The sequence below is a fragment of the Candidatus Omnitrophota bacterium genome (assembly GCA_016209275.1).
Classification (GTDB): Bacteria; Omnitrophota; Gorgyraeia; order Aquiviventales; family Aquiviventaceae; genus JACQWM01.
Genome location: JACQWM010000047.1, coordinates 1 through 15882 on the forward strand (window position 1 = coordinate 1; position 15882 = coordinate 15882).

17 protein-coding genes are annotated in these 15882 nt (G+C 62.4%); all 17 read left to right on the forward strand.

What is annotated here, in order from left to right; all coding sequences use genetic code 11:
• The first annotated feature begins 56 nt into the window (after positions 1 to 56).
• Positions 57 to 1208 carry a sulfate adenylyltransferase gene (sat, locus tag HY737_06460; GenBank protein MBI4598023.1) on the forward strand — a complete coding sequence of 384 codons (1152 nt, stop codon included), beginning with the start codon at positions 57 to 59 and terminating at the stop codon, positions 1206 to 1208.
• Positions 1209 to 1259: 51 nt separating this feature from the next.
• Positions 1260 to 2102 (forward strand): ABC transporter ATP-binding protein, encoded by an 843-nt coding sequence (locus HY737_06465; protein ID MBI4598024.1) that lies wholly within the window; start codon positions 1260 to 1262, stop codon positions 2100 to 2102.
• Between the two features lie 26 nt (positions 2103 to 2128).
• A complete protein-coding gene (locus tag HY737_06470) occupies positions 2129 to 2860 on the forward strand; it encodes an ABC transporter permease subunit (GenBank protein ID MBI4598025.1) in 732 nt (243 codons plus the stop codon).
• A gap of 5 nt (positions 2861 to 2865) precedes the next feature.
• The gene (locus HY737_06475) at positions 2866 to 3333 is read left to right on the forward strand and encodes a M67 family metallopeptidase (GenBank protein ID MBI4598026.1); all 468 of its coding nucleotides are present in this window, start codon (positions 2866 to 2868) and stop codon (positions 3331 to 3333) included.
• Positions 3333 to 3539, forward strand: a complete 207-nt coding sequence (locus HY737_06480) for a hypothetical protein (GenBank protein ID MBI4598027.1) — start codon at positions 3333 to 3335, stop codon at positions 3537 to 3539. Before HY737_06475 ends, HY737_06480 begins: the two co-directional genes overlap by 1 nt.
• A gap of 16 nt (positions 3540 to 3555) precedes the next feature.
• Positions 3556 to 4494 carry a cysteine synthase A gene (gene cysK, locus HY737_06485; GenBank protein ID MBI4598028.1) on the forward strand — a complete coding sequence of 313 codons (939 nt, stop codon included), beginning with the start codon at positions 3556 to 3558 and terminating at the stop codon, positions 4492 to 4494.
• A gap of 13 nt (positions 4495 to 4507) precedes the next feature.
• Positions 4508 to 4768 (forward strand): sulfurtransferase TusA family protein, encoded by a 261-nt coding sequence (locus HY737_06490; protein ID MBI4598029.1) that lies wholly within the window; start codon positions 4508 to 4510, stop codon positions 4766 to 4768.
• A 48-nt stretch (positions 4769 to 4816) separates the two neighbouring features.
• Positions 4817 to 6079 (forward strand): threonine synthase, encoded by a 1263-nt coding sequence (locus HY737_06495; protein MBI4598030.1) that lies wholly within the window; start codon positions 4817 to 4819, stop codon positions 6077 to 6079.
• 61 nt (positions 6080 to 6140) lie between these two features.
• The gene (locus HY737_06500; protein ID MBI4598031.1) at positions 6141 to 6416 is read left to right on the forward strand and encodes a MoaD/ThiS family protein; all 276 of its coding nucleotides are present in this window, start codon (positions 6141 to 6143) and stop codon (positions 6414 to 6416) included.
• Between the two features lie 53 nt (positions 6417 to 6469).
• Complete coding sequence (locus HY737_06505; protein ID MBI4598032.1) at positions 6470 to 7336, forward strand: HesA/MoeB/ThiF family protein; 867 nt, start codon at positions 6470 to 6472, stop codon at positions 7334 to 7336.
• On the forward strand, positions 7318 to 7560 hold the full coding sequence (locus HY737_06510) for an NIL domain-containing protein (GenBank protein MBI4598033.1): 243 nt from the start codon (positions 7318 to 7320) through the stop codon (positions 7558 to 7560). The genes HY737_06505 and HY737_06510 overlap by 19 nt, the downstream gene beginning before the upstream one ends.
• 58 nt (positions 7561 to 7618) lie before the next feature.
• The gene (locus HY737_06515) at positions 7619 to 8821 is read left to right on the forward strand and encodes a sodium:calcium antiporter (GenBank protein MBI4598034.1); all 1203 of its coding nucleotides are present in this window, start codon (positions 7619 to 7621) and stop codon (positions 8819 to 8821) included.
• A gap of 28 nt (positions 8822 to 8849) precedes the next feature.
• Entirely contained in the window at positions 8850 to 10151 is a 1302-nt protein-coding gene (locus HY737_06520; GenBank protein ID MBI4598035.1) for a DUF4912 domain-containing protein, read from the forward strand.
• On the forward strand, positions 10151 to 11740 hold the full coding sequence (locus tag HY737_06525; protein ID MBI4598036.1) for a DUF1957 domain-containing protein: 1590 nt from the start codon (positions 10151 to 10153) through the stop codon (positions 11738 to 11740). Before HY737_06520 ends, HY737_06525 begins: the two co-directional genes overlap by 1 nt.
• Before the next feature lie 63 nt (positions 11741 to 11803).
• Complete coding sequence (gene glgA, locus HY737_06530; GenBank protein MBI4598037.1) at positions 11804 to 13255, forward strand: glycogen synthase GlgA; 1452 nt, start codon at positions 11804 to 11806, stop codon at positions 13253 to 13255.
• A 15-nt stretch (positions 13256 to 13270) separates the two neighbouring features.
• Positions 13271 to 14203, forward strand: a complete 933-nt coding sequence (gene pfkB, locus HY737_06535) for a 1-phosphofructokinase (GenBank protein ID MBI4598038.1) — start codon at positions 13271 to 13273, stop codon at positions 14201 to 14203.
• Positions 14204 to 14219: 16 nt separating this feature from the next.
• Positions 14220 to 15746, forward strand: coding sequence for a transglutaminase domain-containing protein (locus tag HY737_06540; protein ID MBI4598039.1), 1527 nt, complete (start codon positions 14220 to 14222; stop codon positions 15744 to 15746).
• Positions 15747 to 15882: the final 136 nt, after the last annotated feature.

Sequence of the window (15882 nt, forward strand, 5' to 3'; positions counted from 1 at the left end):
ATCAGATATGAAATGGCCATTTCATATCTGATATCGATCTAAGACGAGGAGATGAGATGATTGCGCCGCACGGAGGAACGCTGGTCAACCGGATTATCGAGGGCAAAGAGCGAGACGCGCTGCTGGCGAAGGCCGGGAGCCTGCCGACAATTGAGCTGGATGCGTGGGCGCTCTCCGACGTGGAGATGATCGCCATCGGCGGCTTCAGCCCGCTCGAAGGCTTTATGACGAAGAACGATTACGAGAGCGTCGTCACCAATCGTCGGCTCGCGAACGGCTTGGTCTGGACGATTCCGGTCACGCTAGCGGTTTCCACGCAACAAGCGCAGGGGGTCAAAGGCGATGCGGCGCTGACCGCACAGGGCACGGTAGTGGCGATTCTTCATCTGACCGAAACTTACACACCTGATAAGTCGCTGGAAGCCAAGCAGGTCTTCGGCACGAACGACGCCACCCATCCTGGGGTGGCGCGACTCCAAACGATTGGCGAGGCCTATCTTGGCGGACGCATCAGCGTGATCAACCGCCCCAAAGCCACGACATTTCTGCCGTATCGGTTGGATCCGAAAGATACACGCCGCGTGTTTGCCGAGCGTGGCTGGAAGCGCATCGTCGCGTTTCAGACCCGCAACCCCGTCCACCGGGCGCATGAGTACATCCAGAAATGCGCGTTGGAAATCTGCGACGGGATGCTGCTGCATCCAATCGTCGGCGAAACCAAGGGGGATGACATCTCAGCGGCGGTGCGGATGAAAAGTTACGAAGTCCTCCTCGCCAATTATTATCCGAAGGATCGCGTGCTCCTCGCCGTCAACCCCGCCTCGATGCGCTACGGCGGGCCGCGCGAGGCGATCTTCCACGCGCTCATTCGCAAGAACTATGGCTGCACCCATTTCATCGTCGGGCGCGACCATGCCGGGGTGGGGAAGTTCTACGGCACCTACGACGCGCAGAAAATCTTCGATGACTTCAGCCCTGAAGAGATCGGCATCACCCCGTTGAACTTTGAGAACACCGCCTACTGCATCGTCTGCGGCAGCATGGTGTCGAGTAAAACCTGCCCGCATCCTGCGGAGAAACACCTCAGCCTTAGCGGCACCAAGGTGCGCGAGCTGCTCTTGGCAGGGACGCCTCCGCCGCCCGAAGTCTCTCGTCCAGAGGTCGCGGCCGTCCTCATCGAAGCCATGCGGCAACGCGTGGCCGCCTAACAGCGAAGAGCGATATCAGATATCGAATTCGATATCTGATATCGAAGTTGAATGCGCGTTGAACTTAAGCACGTCTCAAAATCGTTTCAGCAGAACGGCCAAGCCATCGAGGTGCTCCGTGACATCAACCTCGTCGTGGAGGACGGGGAATTCGTGTGCCTGCTCGGCCCCTCCGGATGCGGCAAGAGCACCATCATCAATCTGATCGCCGGCCTGGACAAACCGACCCAAGGCCAGGTGCTCGTCGGCAGCAAACCGGTGGGCGCGCCCGCATCGTCTCGTACGGTTGTGTTCCAAGAAGCGGCGCTGTTTCCATGGCTCAGTGTGCTGGGCAACGTGGAATTCGGATTGCGCATGGCCGGCCTGTCCAAGGAGAAACGGCGCGCGCGAGCGATGGAGTATATTAAGCTAGTACACCTGTCGAAATTTGCCCACGCCTACCCGCATCAACTCTCTGGGGGCATGAAACAGCGCGTGGCCATCGCGCGCGCCCTCGTCCTGCAGCCGGAGATTCTGCTGCTCGATGAGCCCTTCGCCGCCTTGGATGCCCAGACCCGCTCGGTGCTGCAAAACGAGCTGCTCGAAATCTGGGCGCTCGCGCGTCCGACGATTCTGTTCGTGACGCATAATGTGCGCGAGGCGACCGGCCTGGCGGATCGGGTCTATGTCATCTCGGCGCGCCCGGGCCGCATTCGTGATATGCGGCCGATCACGATGCCTCGGCCGCGGCACGCGGAGGACGCAGCACTACTGGCGCATCAGCACGCGATCCTCGGCTTGCTTGGTGAAGAGGTTGAGCAGGTCTTTCGTGAAGAACTCGGCGAAACGGTTCACTTTCCTGAAGCGCAGCACGAGGAGGACTCCCGAGGGCGAGCACGGGGGATGCACAGCTGATGCGTGGTGTTCGACGCGCAACGTTCATGACCGCAGGCCAGACCGCAGCCGCCCTCCTGCTCTTGTACGGCGCGTGGTGGTTGACGTCGCGCCTCACCCCGTGGCCTTCACCGCAGGCGGTGTTTCAGGTGCTGGGATCCAATCTGCACACTCCTCACTTTCAAGCAGCCCTGCTCGGCAGCCTGCGCCGGATGGTCATGGGATATGCCTTGGTTGTCGTGATCGGCATCGGAGGCGGCTTGTTGCTGGGGCGCATCCCGCTGGTGGATCACGTGCTGGGCAGCTTCGCGGTGGCCATTCACGCGATTCCCGGGGCGGCATGGGTGCCTTTGTCGATTCTCTGGTTTGGGATGACGGAGCGAGCCGTCATCTTCACGATCGTGCTGGGTGCGGCAGGCGTTGTGATTGTGAGCACGGACACCGGCATTCGGGAGATTCCGCCGCTCATCGCCCGGGCCGCCAAGACGCTGGGAGCGTCGGGTGCTAGATATTTTTGGTTCGTCGTGGTTCCGGCGGCGATCCCGAAGATCGTCGATGGGCTGCGCCTGGCCTGGGCGTTTGGATGGCGAGCCCTCATGGCCGGAGAATTGTTCACCTCGGTCCATGGGCTCGGTGGCTTGCTGAATCAAGTGGTCAAAACGCAGGACATGACGGTGCTGCTCGCCCTCATGACGCTGATCGCCGGCATCGGCATCGGGGTCGATGCGCTGTTTAAGGGGCTCCAACACCGCGTCTGGGTGCGATGGGGTCTTGTATAGCACCAATGGTTCGAATTTCTCAGCGGTTGTATCGGGAGATCATCGCGCATTGCCAGAGCCGGTACCCGAAAGAAGCGTGCGGGCTCTTGGCGGGGGCGGCGGCGCCACGAGCGGGACAGGCCGGGGCCCGCCCCGGCTCGTGTCGGGCCGGGGACGTGGTGCAGGTCTATCCGATGACGAATGTCGAAGACAGCCCGATCGGCTATGCGATGGATCCGAAGGAACAGTTGCAGAACGAACGGCAGATGCGAAGCCGCAACCAGCGGTTGGTCGGTATTTATCACTCGCATACGGCCAGCCCGGCCTATCCTTCGTCGGTGGATGTGGGGCTGGCGATCTCGCCGGAGGTGTCGTACGTGCTGGTGTCGCTGCAGGACCGCGCGCATCCGGCGCTGAAGAGCTTCCGCATCGACGGCCAGCAGATTACGGCTGAAGAGGCGATCATTGAGGACGGGCCATGCGGACACACGTAATGGCTGAGACAACGGTTGACGTCAGGGACATGCTCTGCGCGCAGGCCTTGGCCGTGGTCGCGCGGGCGGCTCAACCGCTTCACGCAGGGCACACCCTGAAGATTCTGGCGAATGCCGAGGATGTCCGCCATGACCTGATCGTGTGGGCTGGGGCCCGCGGCTATCTGGTCGCACGCGACGGTCACGTCCTCAGCTTGCGGAAGTGACAGGCACGTTTCAACGATGAATGGCGTCAAACAGAAAATCGCCGGCAGCGTCACCGAGCTGATCGGCAATACCCCGATGGTTCGCCTGCGGCGCATCGGCGGGCCGAAGGACGCCACGATCTTGGCGAAGCTCGAGTCGTTCAATCCTGGCGGCAGTGTCAAGGACCGCATCTGCCTGGCGATGGTTGAAGACGCCGAGGCGCGCGGGCTGCTCAAGCCTGGGGCGACGGTGGTGGAGCCGACCTCCGGCAACACCGGCATCGGCTTGGCGATGATCTGCGCGGTCAGGGGCTACAAGGTCATTCTGACGATGCCGGAGACGATGAGCGCTGAGCGCATCCACCTGCTGAAACGCTACGGGGCCCAGCTCGTGCTCACCCCGGCGAAGGAAGGGATGATGGGCGCGGTGCGCCGCGCCGAAGCGATCGCCAAAGAGACCGCGCACGCCTTCATCCCGCAGCAGTTTCAGAATGCGGCCAATCCGGAAGCGCACCGGCGCACTACGGCCCAGGAAATTTTGCGGGCGACTGGCGGCGAGATCGACGCGTTCGTGGCCGGCGTGGGCACCGGCGGCACGATCACCGGGGTCGGAGAAGTCTTGAAAAAACGGCTGCCAAAGGTCAGAATAGTGGCGGTTGAGCCGAAGAAATCGCCTGTCCTTTCCGGCGGCCAGCCAGGCCCTCATATGATTCAAGGGATCGGTGCTGGCTTTGTGCCTCAAGTCCTGAATCGCAGCGTCATCGATGAGATCCTCGCCGTCGAGGATGAGGCGGCCTACGAGATGTCGCGGCGGCTGGCGAAAGACGAGGGGTTATGCATGGGCATGTCCTCCGGGGCGGCCTGCTGGGGCGCGGTGAAAGTGGCGAAAGAGCTGGGCAGCGGCAAGACGGTCGTGACGGTGTTTCCGGATACCGGCGAGCGCTATTTCAGCCTCGCGCCGCTGTTTGACGAGTAACCTCGGGGGGCGCATGGATTCTGCCAAGCGGGTCTTGCGGGTGGATCAGTCGGTGGATGCGCGCAGCAGCGAAGGGCCGTCAGTGTACCAGCGGGCCGTCGAGACATTGCAGACGATGGCCGAAGAAGACGTGCTGGAGCTCCTCATCGACGAAGGCGAGCCGCTGCGCACGATTCCGTTTGCGTTGCGCGCCGAAGGCCATGAGATCCTCATCAGCGAACCGGCCCAACCCGGCGTTCGATTGCTTGTCAGGAAACGATCACTTCTTACCTAAAGAGCGATATCAGATATCGAGTTCGATATCTGATATCGTCTGGAAACGATGAGCTATGTCTTAGGCCTCAAATGCCGAGAGTGCGGGCGCCTCTATCCCAAAGAGGTCATCAATGTCTGCGAGTACTGCTTTGGGAGCATCGAGGTCGACTACGACTACGAGGCGATCCGCCGCGTGCTCACGCGAGCGGCGATCGCTTCGCGCCCGCAGTCGTTATGGCGCTACCGCGAGCTGCTGCCGATCGAAGGCGAGCCGACGGTCGGCTTAACCTCCGGTTTCACCCCGCTGTTTCGCGCCAACCGGCTGGCGGAAGTCCTTGGTGTGCGCGAGCTCTACATTAAAGACGATTCGGTCTCCCATCCGACGCTGTCGTTTAAAGATCGCGTGGTCTCGGTCGCGCTGACGCGCGCCAAGGAGCTAGGATTTGACACGGTGGCGTGCGCCTCGACCGGCAACCTCGCCAATGCGGTTTCGGCCCACGCGGCGAAGGCCGGGCTCAAATGTTACGTGTTCATTCCGGCGGACCTGGAAAGCGGCAAAGTGATCGCCTCGCTGATTTATCATCCGACGGTGGTGGCGGTTGAAGGGACGTATGATGACGTGAACCGCCTGTGCGCGGAACTCTCCGCAAAATATCCGTGGGCGTTTGTGAACGTGAACATCCGGCCGTATTACGCCGAAGGCTCCAAGAGCTACGGCTTCGAAGTCGCCGAGCAGCTCGGATGGAACACGCCGCAGCATATCGTGGTTCCGGCGGCGAGCGGCTCGCTGATCACCAAAATCTCTAAATCATTCAAAGAGCTCACTCAGCTTGGCATCATTCCGAAAGCGCGCACGAAGTTTTACGCGGCCCAAGCCGTGGGCTGCTCGCCGATTGTGCAGGCCATCAAAGAACAATCAGACATCGTCAAGCCGGTCAAGCCGAAGACCATCGCGAAGTCCCTGGCCATCGGCAATCCAGCCGATGGGTACTATGCGACCAAAGTGATTCTGGACGCCGGCGGGGGCGGGGACGCGGTGGCGGATGACGAGATCATCGATGCGATGCGGCTGCTGGCAGAAACCGAAGGCGTCTTCACCGAGACCGCCGGCGGGGTCACACTCGGGGTGGCCAAAAAATTGATTGAGCAGGGGCAGATCCCGCGCGACGAGTCGATCGTGGTGTGCATCACCGGCAACGGGCTCAAAACCCTGGAGCCGCTGCAGGAGCGGCTGGATCGGGTGGGCAAGCCGGTGCACATCAAGCCGAGTATGGCCTCCTTTGAGGCCGCGCTGGGCGACCGGCTGGCGGGCCACGCAGCGAAACGGTAAACGCCAAGGCGATATCAGATATCGAATTCGATATCTGATATCGAGTTGAAGGAGGTTGAGCATGGCAGTGACGGTACGAATCCCCACGCCGCTGCAGCGGCTGACAAGCGGGCAGGGAGAAGTGTCGTGCGAAGGGAAGACCGTGACCGAGCTGTTGGCCGATTTGGAGAAGCGGCATCCCGGCATCAAGGAACGCATCTGCGATGAGCAAGGACAGCTGCGACGCTTCGTCAATGTGTTCGTCAATGAAGAAGACATTCGGTTTCTGAAGGGCGATCAGACCGCCGTGAAAGACGGCGACGAGGTGTCCATCATTCCCGCGATCGCCGGCGGCTAACCGCAAGAACGATATCAGATATCGAATTCGATATCTGATATCGCCTGAAAACCATGGGTTTATCCAAAGAGCAGATTGCGCGCTACAGCCGGCAGCTCATCTTGCCGGAGGTCGGCGTGAAGGGGCAGGAGCGGCTCAAGGAGTCCTCCGTGCTCATTGTCGGCGCCGGAGGGCTTGGCAGCCCGGCAGCGCTGTATCTGGCGGCGGCCGGTGTCGGCACCATCGGCATTGTCGATGAAGAGGCGGTGGCGATTGGCAATTTGCATCGGCAAATCCTGTATCGCACGGATGAGGTCGGCTGGCCCAAGAGCCTGACCGCGCAGGGGCGGCTCACGCGGTTGAATTCCGAGATTACCGTGCGGGCGATCCAGGGGCGCTTGACGGCGGCGAATGCGACCGAGCTGGTCTGCTCGGCCCACATCGTGCTCGACGGCTCGGATAATTTCGCCACCCGCTACCTGGTCAATGATGCCTGCGTGCTGCAGCGCAAGCCGCTCATCTACGGGGGCGTAGTGCGTCTTGACGGGCAGGTCCTGGCGATTCTGCCGAAACAGAGTGCGTGCTTCCGCTGCGTGTTTCCTGAGCCCCCGCAGGGCGGCGATATTCCCAATTGCCAGGAGGCCGGGGTGCTGGGATCCTGCGCTGGCGTCATCGGCACCGTGATGGCGCACGAGGCGTTGAAACTTCTGTTGGGGTTTGGCGAGGCGCTGACGGATCGGCTGCTCGTCTTTGACGGGCGGACGAGCCGTTTCCGAGAGACGCCGGTGCGCCGCAACCCGCAGTGCGCAGTCTGCGGCGACCACCCCACCATCACCGACATCAGACAGCAGACATCCCCGGCTCGAGCCGAGCCGGGGCGGGCAGACACCAGACCATGCCAGATCAACAACGAGGAGGGGCAATGCCGCGCAAGCAAGTGACGTTGATTTTCCCGCAGCACCTGATCAAAGAGCCGGTGATCTACATGATGGCCAAGGAATTTGATGTGGTGCCGAACATCCGCCGCGCGAAAGTCACGGAGAGCGTTGGCGAGGTCACCCTGGAGCTTGAAGGCGGCGAAGAGGGCCTCAAGAAAGCCGTCGCGTTCCTCGAGAAAAAGGGTGTCAAGGTCGAGCCGGTCGTCGGCGATGTTGTTTCATCATAATAATAACCAATACCCAAGCACCAAACGTTTGGAATTTGGTCATTGGTAATTCCGGCCCATGCCACATCGCCACGCCTCGCTCGCCCTCTGGCGCGATTACGCGCTGCTGGCGGCGGCACTCCTCCTGACCGGCCAGTGGATTGTCGTGCACGGCCTGCTGCGCCTTCCCTTCGGCCCGGTGCTGGAGACGCTGCTGCCAGGGCTGGCCATTTTCGGCTCGGCCGTCCTGCTCTCCTGGGCCGCCGAGCTCGCCCAGCTGGAGATTTCTCAAGCGCTGGCGCTGGCATTTCTCGCCTTGGTGGCGGTGCTGCCGGAATATGCGGTCGATATGTTCTTGGCCTGGAAGGCGGCGCACCATCCGGAATATACGGCTTTTGCCGCCGCCAACATGACCGGCTCCAACCGGCTCTTGATCGGCATGGGCTGGCCGGCGGTGCTGCTGGCGTTTTGGGCGCGCACCAAACGGCGCGAAATCCGGGTCGCCCCTTCGCAGCGGCTGGAAATCGCCACACTCTTCGTCGCCACCTGCTACGCGTTTCTGATCCCTCTCAAACGGACGCTGTCGCTGTGGGACACGCTAATACTCATCAGCTTGTTCATCGTGTATCTCCGCGCGGCGAGCCGTGGCCACATGGAGGAGCCGGGATTGGCCGGTCCGCCGGAGCGCATCGCGCTCTTGCCGAGGGGGTGGCGCCGGATAGCCACGCTGTTGCTGTTTCTGTTTCCGGCCGCGGCCATTGTCCTCTCGGCGGAGCCCTTCGCCAACGGGCTGCTCCAGAACGCGCGGCGCTTAGGGATCGAGGAGTTTATTCTGATTCAGTGGCTGGCCCCGCTGGCGTCGGAGTCTCCCGAGTTTATCGTCGCCATCATCTTTGCGCTGCGCCGCAACCCGACCGCGGGGTTGGGCACGCTGGTGTCGTCGAAAGTGAATCAATGGACGCTGCTCGTGGGCATGCTGCCGCTGGTCTACGCCGTCTCCGGGCGGTTCTGGCATCCGATGGCGCTGGATGCGCGGCAATGCGAAGAAATCTTTCTCACCGCGGCGCAATCGCTGCTTGCCCTGGTCGTGCTGGCGAATATGAGCTTCGGGCTCTGGGAAGCGCTGCTGCTGTTTGCGCTGTTTGCGCTGCAATTCGCGTTTCCAACACCGGAGGTCCGCGCCTGGCTGGCGGTCGGCTACGTGGTGATCGCGCTTGGCTATCTGGCGACCCCGCGGTTTCGGCGGTCGGTGGTTGAGCTCTTTCGGTTTGGCTGGCGTTAGCCGCGCAATCGCGTTATAATATTTTATAATGCCGCTTAAAGCCTCTACAAAGAAACCGCGCAACGCGCGACTCGCTTCAACCTTGGTCTCCGCGCTCAAGAAGAAAGCGGCCGCGGTGGTGAGGAAGGCTGTGGCGAAACGGCCGATGGCGCGCGCGCGGTCCACATCGCCCGCAGCCCGCCCGCCCGCCGCAAAACCGTCCCCAAGGCCCCGCGTCATCCGGCGCTCCATCGTCCGCAAGCCGGCTCGCGGCCCAACCGTCAGAGCCGCCCAACCTCGTCCGAGCCCGGCGAAAAGCGCCCAGCGGGGAGCCCCAGCCATCGAGAAACCGCGCGCCAAGCGCCGCGCGGCCGCCTTTGAAGCCATGCGGCGCCCGGCGATGAGCCTGAGCGCGCCGCCGCAGCCCTTCAGCCCCCCCGCCTCTTCCGGGGGCGGGCAAGCGCCCTCGCCGGCATTCGAGGAAACGTTTGCGATTCCGGCAGGCTATGGCGAGGATCGCATCGTGCTGATGGTCAAGGATCCGTGGTGGCTGTATGCGTATTGGGAAATCCAGCCGGCCACGGAGCGCGCGGCGCGCAGCCAATTGCTGCCCCATGAGGTAGCGGATCTTTCGTCGGTGTTGCGGGTCTATGACGTCACCGATGCGGATTTTCCCGCGCAGCCGGCCCATGGGTTTTTTGATATCCCGCTCTCCGGCCTGGCGACGAATTGGTACATCGAGGTGAGCAAGCCCAACCGGTCGTTCGTCGTGGAGATCGGGCTGCTGACTCGGCAGGGGCGGTTTTTGCTGCTCGCGCGATCGAATCGGGTGACGACCCCGCGCTTCGGGCCGTCCGACGTCTTCGATGAAGAGTGGATGGTGTCTGACGAAGATTACTGGAAGCTCTTCGGGATGACCGCCGGCATCGGCATGGGGGCCAGCCCGACGGCGCTGAAGAAATTCATGGAGCAGCTGCCCTCCTCGGCCCTGTTTTCTCCCGGGGCGTTTTCCCCCGGCATGTTCTCTCCGGTGAAACAGCAACGCGCCCGCGCCTTTTGGCTGCGCGTGGATGCGGAGCTGATTGTCTATGGCGCCACCGATCCGAAGGCTGCGGTGACGATCCAAGGCCAGCCGGTGGCGCTGCGCGATGACGGCACGTTTAGCGTCCGGATGGCGCTGCCGGATGGCACGCAGACCATCCCGGTGGAAGCCACCTCGCCGGATCATGTGGAGACGCGCACGATTACGCCCGTAGTCACGCGCCGCACCGAGCGCTCGGAAACTCTCCGCGAGTCCACCGATGCCTCAAGGCCCGCGCCGTCGAAGCAGCCTAACCCCGTCTCCTCGTAATGCCCCAGGGCTACTTGGCACTCATCTTGCATACGCACCTGCCGTTTATCCGGCATCCTGAACATCACGATTTTCTCGAAGAGCGATGGCTGTTTGAAGCCATCACCGAGACGTACCTGCCGCTGCTGGAGCGCTTTCAGCGGCTGCTCAACGACCACGTACCCTATCGCGTGACCATGTCGCTGACCCCCACCCTGCTGGCGATGCTGGCGGATCCGCTGCTGCAAACCCGCTATGAGCGGCACTTAGAGCAGCTCATCGAGCTCGCAGAAAAAGAAATCTGGCGCACCCGGTGGGAGCCGCCGTTTCATCGCCTCGCCTTGCTGTACCACCATCGGTTTGTCACCGCGCGGCAGCTCTACGTGGAGACGTACCGGCGCAATCTGCTCACTCCGTTTCGGGAGCTGATGGATGCGGGTGTGCTGGAGGGGATCACGTGCGCGGCGACGCATGGGTATCTGCCGCTCATGGACGGGCAGCGCCAGGCGGTGCGCGCGCAAATCGCCGTCGGTGTTTCGGCGTTTGAGCATGCCTTCGGTCGGCGGCCGGCGGGGATCTGGCTGCCGGAGTGCGGCTATCATCCCGACCATGACTGGGTGCTCAAAGAGTTCGGCCTGCGGTATTGTCTCGTCGACGCCCATGGCGTGTTGTTCGGCTCGCCCCGGCCGAAATACGGCGTGTACGCTCCGGTCTTCTGCAAGAGCGGTGTGGCGGCTTTCGGCCGGGATCTGGAGTCGTCGAAAAGCGTGTGGAGCGCTGAGGAAGGCTATCCCGGCGATTATGAGTACCGGGAATTTTATCGGGATATCGGCTACGATCTTGATTACGAGTACATGCGGCCGTACTTGAACGGCGACGGCATCCGGCTCAACACCGGCATCAAATATTACCGCATTACCGGTCAGACCAATGACAAGCAGCCGTATGACCCTGATCGCGCCCTGGAGAAAGCCTCCGCGCACGCCGCGAATTTCATGTTCAATCGCGAGAAGCAAATCGAGTATCTCCGATCGGTCATGGATCGCCCGCCCGTCATCATCAGCCCGTATGACACCGAGCTCTTCGGCCATTGGTGGTTTGAAGGCCCGGACTGGCTAGAATTGCTGATTCGCAAGGCGCATTTCGATCAGCAAGTCTTCACCCTGGCCACGCCGTCGGACTACCTGCGGGAATTTCCGCGCAATCAGGTGGTGCAGCCGACCATGTCGAGCTGGGGCAACGGCGGGTACAACGATGTGTGGCTCTGCGGCGCCAACGATTGGATCTATCGGCACCTGCATAAAATGTCGGAGCAGATGACGCAGCTGGCGGATGAGTATCCGCAGGCGGACGCCTACCGCACCCGGCTGCTCAACCAATGCGCGCGAGAGCTGCTGCTCGCGCAGTCCTCGGATTGGGCCTTTATTCTGAAAACGCAAACACACACGGCCTACGCCTACCGGCGCATCCATCGGCACCTGGCTCGCTTCCGGGCGCTTCATGACGCCGCGCGGCGCGGCGCGATGGAGCATGGGCAGTTGACGGCGATCGAACACCAAGACAACCTCTTTCCATTCCTCGATTACCGCGTCTATGCCAGCCGCCGTTAGACCGCGATGACCGCAAAAGCCTCCAGAAATGGGGGTCATCCCCGTTCGGGGACTGTCCCCACGATGAAAATCGCTTGCATCGCCTCAGAGGTCGACCCGTTCGCCAAGACCGGCGGGTTGGCGGATGTCGCGGCGGCCCTGCCCAAGGCGCTGGCCCAACTGGGCCACGATGTCCGGATCATCATGCCGCTGTACCGGCAGGTGGATCGCAAGACATGTGATCTGCACCCGATGCATCTCGGTGTCGCCGTCGCGTTCGGGCCGCGCGTCATGACGGCGCAGCTGTGGCAGGGGATGCTGCCGAAGACAAAGATCCCGACGTATTTCATCGACTGCCCGCTGCTCTTCGATCGCGACGGGCTCTACCAGGTGCAGGGGAAAGATTTTCCGGATAATCTTGAGCGGTTCAGCCTCTTTTCTCAGGCCGCTCTGCGCGCCTTGCCGCTCGTCAACTGGCGGCCGGATGTGGTGCATTGCCATGATTGGCAAAGCGCGCTGGCCGTCGTCCACCTGAAGCACGGCGCCATCGCCCGCGAGCCGTTTTTTTCCGGCCTGCCAACGGTGCTGACCATCCACAATTTGGCCTATCAAGGGCTGTTCTTGAAAGAGCAGTGGTGGCTCACACAGCTGCCCGAGTCGCTCTTCGGGATCGACGGCCTGGAGTTTTACGGGCAGATCAACTGCTTGAAAGGCGGTCTGGTGTCGGCGGATCAGCTGACGACGGTTAGCCCCACCTATGCGCGCGAGATTCAGACGAACGCATTTGGCTGCGGGTTGGAAGGCGTCTTAGGTCTGCGCGCCGGCGATCTCAGAGGCATTCTCAACGGCATCGATTCTGAGGAGTGGAATCCATCGACCGATCCCCATCTTGCCGCCGCCTATTCGGCGGACAGTCCGCAGCGCAAAGTGACGTGCAAGCAAGCCCTGCAGCAGAGCCAGCGCTTGCCGCCGCGCCGCGACTTGCTCATCGGGATGATCCAGCGGTTGGCCGATCAAAAGGGCATTGATATCGTCGTGCAAGCGATGGAGACGCTCATGCAACTCCCGGTCCAGATCGTCATCCTGGGGACCGGCGATCCGGCCTATCACCGGCAATTCGAGGTATTGGCCAAGCGATTTCCTGAAAAACTCGCGGTGAATCTGACGTTCAATAACGCGCTGGCCCACCAGATCGAGGCGGGGGCTGACGCATTTTTGATGCCCTCCCGGTTTGAGCCGTGCGGGCTGAACCAGATGTACAGCATGCGCTACGGCACCGTCCCCATCGTCAAGCGCGTCGGAGGGTTGGCCGATACGGTGACCGACGCCAACGGGTTTATCTTCGAGGACCATACAGCGGAAGCGCTGGTGGCCGCCATCACGCAAACGCTCGTCGCATTCGCCAATCCGGCGCGCTGGCGGCAATTGATGCAGACCGGCATGCGCGCCGATTTTTCCTGGACCCGCTCCGCCTCCGATTACCTCCGCGTGTATCAACAAGCCATTACGAAAACCAAAGCTACTGCACGTGGTTGAGGGTTCGGGGCATCAATGATTGCCACTGTCACCTTCAATCCCTCCCTCGATGAGTGGGTGACACTCTCCTCGCTGAAGCTTGGGGTTCTCAATCGCGCCGCCGGGTGGAGCCGCTACGCAGGCGGCAAGGGCATTAACGTCTCCCGCGTCGTCCGCGAGCTCGGCGGCCGCACCATCGCCTTCGGCCTGGCCGGGGGAGAAGACGGCACGATCCTCCGCGAGCGCCTCAACCGGATGACGCTGCCGCACGTGTTTGTCGATGTCCCCGGCTCGACGAGAAACAATTATAAGATCCAATCCGCGCTCCCCCCAGCGCTCACAGAAATCAACTGTCCCGGGCCCAGGGTGCGAGCCGCAGCCATTAACCGATTGCAGCGAGCTCTTCTGCGGCAGGCTGGAGGCCTCCGCGGTGTTGCCCTCTCAGGCAGCCTTCCACCCGGGGTCCCTCCGACCATCTACGCGCGGTGGATTCGGCGGTTGCGCCGCCGCCGGATTCCAGCGGTCTTGGATGCGTCGGGCGTGGCACTCCGCCGCGGATGCGGCGCTCATCCCTGGCTGGTGAAACCGAATCGGCAAGAAGCGGAAGAGCTTCTCGGCAGGCGGCTCTCGTCGTTTCGGCAGGTGGTGGATGCCGCGCAGGCCGTGTCGAGGCAGGCGCGAAGCATCGTGATCCTCTCGCTTGGCAAAGAGGGGGCGGTGCTGGCCTCCTCCGGAGCCTCCTGGCTGGCGCGCCCTCCCGCCGTTCGGGTGGACTCCGCGGTGGGCGCTGGCGATTCGCTCGTGGGGGGATTGCTGTTTGGCTGGCTGCAGACAGGGTCGCTGCTCGAGGCGTTTCGGCTTGGGATCGCCTGCGGCGCGGCCACCGCCATGACGCCGGGCACTGAACTGTGCCACCGCCGAGACGTCTATCGGATCTTGCCTCGCATCAAGATCAAGCGCGTGTCTTGAATTTGGTGCTTAAACGATGCGTTGTAGGCAGCGTGGGGTGCTCCTGGATGTTGTCATTTTTGCGAGTTGGCTGGGTTCGGTTGGGCTCGTCATCGTCCATGAAGGCGGCGGATTCTTCGGCCCCTTCGGCGGCAATCCCAGCACGACGCTGCGGGCTAGCCTTGAGGCGAAAGAGCAGTGGTTTGCCATTTCCTACCAAGGCCACCGCGTAGGGTTTTCCAACACGACACTCGTCCCCAGCGAGCGGGACGGCGTTCCCGGTGTCGAGATCAGCGATCGGGGGCGGCTGTCATTCAACCTGCTGGGTATTCCGCAAGATCTTGACGTCAACGCCCGCGCCTTTATTGACGCGGATTGGCGGCTGCAATTCTTGACGGCGTCACTGCGTTCCGCGACGACGAACATCTCGTGGGTCGGCCGGCGCCATGGCGATGCCCTTGAGGTGACGGTCACCACTCCCAGCAGCACCGTCAGCAAGCGATTCCGCGATCCCGCCGGCTCGGCGTTTGTCAACGGGCTCTCCTCCTGGGCGGCGTTTCATCAGTTGCGCGTCGGCCAATCCGGGACGGCGTGGGTGATCAATCCGCTCGCGATGAATCCTGAGCCGGTCTTTTTTTTGGTGCGGCGCAGCGAACCGTTGGATGGAACCACGGCCCTGGTGGTGGAAAGCGACGTCTCGGGACTGACCGCCATGACGTGGGTGACCGCCGAGGGCGAGGTGCTCAAAGAAACCTCTCCGCTCGGGTGGGAATTGCGCCGCACCACGCGCGAGGAAGCGCTCAAGCCCCTCGCTGGCATGGCACCGGGACTCGATCTGCTGTCCACGACCTCCATTCCGCTCGACCGGCCCATTGCGCATCCCCAGGCGGTCAGCCGTCTCGTGCTGCTCGTGGAAGGGTTGGCGGCGGATGAGGTGGCGCGCGATCGTCCCTGGCAGCAGGCGCTGCCGCGCGAATCGCTCCCGCCGCGCTATGCCGCGCCGCGCTCGGAGCCATGGTGCGTGCTGCAACTCACGAGGCCGTCTCGAACCGCTTCCCCGGCGGCTGTCAGCGACAAAAGCCTGCAACGCTATCAGCAGTCGACGCTCTTTGTCCAAGCGCATGATCCGAGGATTCTTGCCAAAGCGCGAGAGATCATCGGCGCGCGGAGCGATGCGTGGGAACAAACCGTCGCGCTTCAACAGTGGGTCTATCACGCGATGGTGAAACAGCTCAGTGTCGGCCTGCCATCGGCCGTCGACATCCTCGCCACGCCGGTTGGCGATTGCCATGAGCACACCGTGTTGTTCACCGCGCTCTCGCGCAGCCTCGGCATTCCCACCCGCATGATGGCCGGTGTGGTGTATTGGAACGGCGCCTTGTACTATCATGCATGGCCGGAGGTGTGGGTGGATGGCCAATGGCTGCCCACCGACCCGACGCTGGATCAGCCGCTGGCCGACGCCACGCATTTGGCTCTGAGCGAAGCGGAAGACGCGGGGTTGATGGCGTTGGGCCAATTTATCGGGAAGCTTCGCGTGCATATCCTCGAGATCACTGAATGATCCCACTTATGAAAACGCTCTGCAACACCCAAACTCCGACCCATGCGATCGGTCGTGAACGCCCTGAGGCGTTGCGACCGTTCCCTGACTCCCATCGCGGAGTCCCCTCGGAGGAGGCGACTCAGTCACTTATGCG

What these genes read in the sequence shown, in the direction of transcription:
- sat (MBI4598023.1), top strand. Translation starts at nt 57, where the DNA reads ATGATTGCGCCGCACGGAGGAACGCTGGTCAACCGGATTATCGAGGGC.
- HY737_06465 (MBI4598024.1), top strand. Translation starts at nt 1,260, where the DNA reads ATGCGCGTTGAACTTAAGCACGTCTCAAAATCGTTTCAGCAGAACGGC.
- HY737_06470 (MBI4598025.1), top strand. Translation starts at nt 2,129, where the DNA reads ATGACCGCAGGCCAGACCGCAGCCGCCCTCCTGCTCTTGTACGGCGCG.
- HY737_06475 (MBI4598026.1), top strand. Translation starts at nt 2,866, where the DNA reads ATGGTTCGAATTTCTCAGCGGTTGTATCGGGAGATCATCGCGCATTGC.
- HY737_06480 (MBI4598027.1), top strand. Translation starts at nt 3,333, where the DNA reads ATGGCTGAGACAACGGTTGACGTCAGGGACATGCTCTGCGCGCAGGCC.
- cysK (MBI4598028.1), top strand. Translation starts at nt 3,556, where the DNA reads ATGAATGGCGTCAAACAGAAAATCGCCGGCAGCGTCACCGAGCTGATC.
- HY737_06490 (MBI4598029.1), top strand. Translation starts at nt 4,508, where the DNA reads ATGGATTCTGCCAAGCGGGTCTTGCGGGTGGATCAGTCGGTGGATGCG.
- HY737_06495 (MBI4598030.1), top strand. Translation starts at nt 4,817, where the DNA reads ATGAGCTATGTCTTAGGCCTCAAATGCCGAGAGTGCGGGCGCCTCTAT.
- HY737_06500 (MBI4598031.1), top strand. Translation starts at nt 6,141, where the DNA reads ATGGCAGTGACGGTACGAATCCCCACGCCGCTGCAGCGGCTGACAAGC.
- HY737_06505 (MBI4598032.1), top strand. Translation starts at nt 6,470, where the DNA reads ATGGGTTTATCCAAAGAGCAGATTGCGCGCTACAGCCGGCAGCTCATC.
- HY737_06510 (MBI4598033.1), top strand. Translation starts at nt 7,318, where the DNA reads ATGCCGCGCAAGCAAGTGACGTTGATTTTCCCGCAGCACCTGATCAAA.
- HY737_06515 (MBI4598034.1), top strand. Translation starts at nt 7,619, where the DNA reads ATGCCACATCGCCACGCCTCGCTCGCCCTCTGGCGCGATTACGCGCTG.
- HY737_06520 (MBI4598035.1), top strand. Translation starts at nt 8,850, where the DNA reads ATGCCGCTTAAAGCCTCTACAAAGAAACCGCGCAACGCGCGACTCGCT.
- HY737_06525 (MBI4598036.1), top strand. Translation starts at nt 10,151, where the DNA reads ATGCCCCAGGGCTACTTGGCACTCATCTTGCATACGCACCTGCCGTTT.
- glgA (MBI4598037.1), top strand. Translation starts at nt 11,804, where the DNA reads ATGAAAATCGCTTGCATCGCCTCAGAGGTCGACCCGTTCGCCAAGACC.
- pfkB (MBI4598038.1), top strand. Translation starts at nt 13,271, where the DNA reads ATGATTGCCACTGTCACCTTCAATCCCTCCCTCGATGAGTGGGTGACA.
- HY737_06540 (MBI4598039.1), top strand. Translation starts at nt 14,220, where the DNA reads ATGCGTTGTAGGCAGCGTGGGGTGCTCCTGGATGTTGTCATTTTTGCG.